This is a genomic window from Piscibacillus sp. B03 (assembly GCF_052246295.1).
In the GTDB taxonomy this organism is placed as follows: Bacteria; Bacillota; Bacilli; order Bacillales; family Alkalibacillaceae; genus Piscibacillus.
In genome coordinates, this window is record NZ_JBQQCO010000075.1 from 1 (window position 1) to 2,095 (window position 2,095).

Genomic DNA, 2,095 nt, shown 5'->3' on the forward strand with positions numbered 1-2,095 from the left:
TTCATAGGGAAGACCTCTTTTCTGTGAATTTTAGTCTGCTAACTTAATTCTACAGAATGGGTCTTCCTTTTTCTATATCATTGAAAATCGGAATAGCCATTTACACAAAATATTTTACACTCTCTAATCAATACTATAGAAATAGATTAGCTTGTTTATATATTTGATTAACTTTATTTTGTAATAATGATTTTTGAATGCATTATCTAATTTTTTCCTATTTATATATGTTGGGTTATTTATAGCCTCTTTTAATAAACCATAATTTTCATTAATAGATAAGAATTTTTTTAGGATAATATTTGTATATAGATCTGGGTTATGATTAAAAAAATTGTCCATATTCTTTTCGCCTTTTTTCTTATTTTTCATAAAAAACCTCCTTTAAACAATAAGTTCTATATATAAATTAAAGAGATTTTCATTATGTAATTATAAACCATTTACGAACAAATGTTCTATAAAATTTATGATTTTTTCTAACAACTTTACTAATTAAATTTATTTTAAATTAACTTCTATCTCTTTAAGGCTTAAAGGAGTGTGGTAGTTAATGGGAGCAGATGTTTCAAGTTGGGTATCAATTATTGGTAATTTCGGTTTTCCTATTGCAATAACTATTTATTTATTTTCAAGATTCGAACGCAAATTAGATCAACTAGAAAAAGCAGTTATTGAATTATCTGATGTAATTAAAGATTTTAAAAAGTAAACCTCATTTATTTGTCCAATTTGTAAACTTATTTGTAAAAATATTATTTTGAGGTTTATTTTTAATTACTTATTTCTCTTTATAAGAATGTAAGGGCATGATACTGGCCAGTATGCTCTAATAAATAATAGGAGTGATTTTGATGGGTACATTAGATGGTGTAAAAATTTTGGTTGATCCTGGACATGGTGGAGATCATCCAGGAACTACGCATGATGGTAATATCGAAAAAGAAATTAATTTAGCTGTTGGTCACAAGTTAGCCAATGAATTAGCTTCACGAGGTGGTTGGTTATATATGACACGAAGCGATGATAGTGATTTTGGAGGTACTACATCAGGTGAAGATATTAATTTACGAGTAGATTATGTTAATGATAATTACTACCCATATAATTATGATGCCTTGGTAAGTCTTCATGTTAATACTGCATATGCAGGAGGAATCGGTGCTTATTCATTAGATCCTGACGCTGGTGGAGCTAGTGATGAAGAGTTATATCAATCGGACCTATTAGCTAGTAATATTTCTGCTGCTATGGGAGGTTATAGAACATATACTAAAAACTTAGCCATATTAAGAGATACTTGGGGATCCGCTCCTAAAGTGTTAGTGGAAATGGAGACTATTGATTCTGACTATATTTACGATAATTACTGGCAAGATAACATGGCTCAAAAAATTGCAAATGGTATAGATAATTATTTTAATTAATAAGTGAAATTAGTAGGAGAGGGTAGTTTCCCTACCCTTTACACTACTACACCACAGTACGTGTTCCGCACACAACTGCTCAATAACTTGAGTACGCTTCTCGAGAGTTGGTTTAAACATTTTAAACCAACTCTCGAGAATTTTTTTATGTAAATCAATTACCCTATAATTGAAATATAAAATAATATCTTATTTAAGAGATTTACTTGCTATTTACTACATTTTCTTAACCGCTGAACCTATTGAGGTTGCTGAAAAAAGTCCAACAAACCCGATTATTTAACTGATTCTAAAAAACTTGTTAATTTCTACGAACAGTTAGGATTTAAGCTAATTACTGATAACCATTTTGTCATGAAGCTAGCAAAAAACCGTTTCACTTATAATGATGTTAGGTATTAGTGAAAATTGTGGAAATATCACAATAGTAGCGGAAAGAACGCTAGCTTTAGGTCTGAATTCAATGTAACTAAAATGCAACTTGCTTTAACACGTCAATAATCTCTTCCGCTTCGTTTTGACTAAATGCAAGAAAATGACTTTTCTCTATTTCTTTATCTGATGTCTTGATAAGTTCTCTCTTATCAAGTACAAACTCACCATCCATTTTCGTTTTTCCTAGTTTAATATACTTATAGGATGTTCATAAGGAATGTCAGTCTGATTTT

General features: G+C 29.7%; 4 protein-coding genes. 2 read left to right on the forward strand and 2 right to left on the reverse strand.

Annotated features, from left to right (window positions below; translation table 11 throughout):
• Positions 1-123: 123 nt before the first annotated feature.
• Positions 124-372 (reverse strand): hypothetical protein, encoded by a 249-nt coding sequence (locus tag ACTWQB_RS17140; protein WP_443140373.1) that lies wholly within the window; start codon positions 370-372, stop codon positions 124-126.
• A 181-nt stretch (positions 373-553) separates the two neighbouring features.
• Between ACTWQB_RS17140 and ACTWQB_RS17145 the strand changes: the two genes are divergently transcribed.
• Complete coding sequence (locus ACTWQB_RS17145; RefSeq protein WP_443140374.1) at positions 554-712, forward strand: YvrJ family protein; 159 nt, start codon at positions 554-556, stop codon at positions 710-712.
• Positions 713-854: 142 nt separating this feature from the next.
• Positions 855-1,427, forward strand: a complete 573-nt coding sequence (locus ACTWQB_RS17150) for an N-acetylmuramoyl-L-alanine amidase family protein (protein ID WP_443140375.1) — start codon at positions 855-857, stop codon at positions 1,425-1,427.
• 469 nt (positions 1,428-1,896) lie between these two features.
• Here the strand turns inward: ACTWQB_RS17150 and ACTWQB_RS17155 are convergent, their stop codons facing one another.
• A complete protein-coding gene (locus tag ACTWQB_RS17155) occupies positions 1,897-2,034 on the reverse strand; it encodes a hypothetical protein (RefSeq protein WP_443140376.1) in 138 nt (45 codons plus the stop codon).
• Positions 2,035-2,095 lie beyond the last annotated feature (61 nt).

Bases quoted from the DNA above. Each gene is read 5' to 3' on its own strand.
- ACTWQB_RS17140 (WP_443140373.1), bottom strand. From the start codon at position 372: ATGAAAAATAAGAAAAAAGGCGAAAAGAATATGGACAATTTTTTTAAT.
- ACTWQB_RS17145 (WP_443140374.1), top strand. From the start codon at position 554: ATGGGAGCAGATGTTTCAAGTTGGGTATCAATTATTGGTAATTTCGGT.
- ACTWQB_RS17150 (WP_443140375.1), top strand. From the start codon at position 855: ATGGGTACATTAGATGGTGTAAAAATTTTGGTTGATCCTGGACATGGT.
- ACTWQB_RS17155 (WP_443140376.1), bottom strand. From the start codon at position 2,034: ATGGATGGTGAGTTTGTACTTGATAAGAGAGAACTTATCAAGACATCA.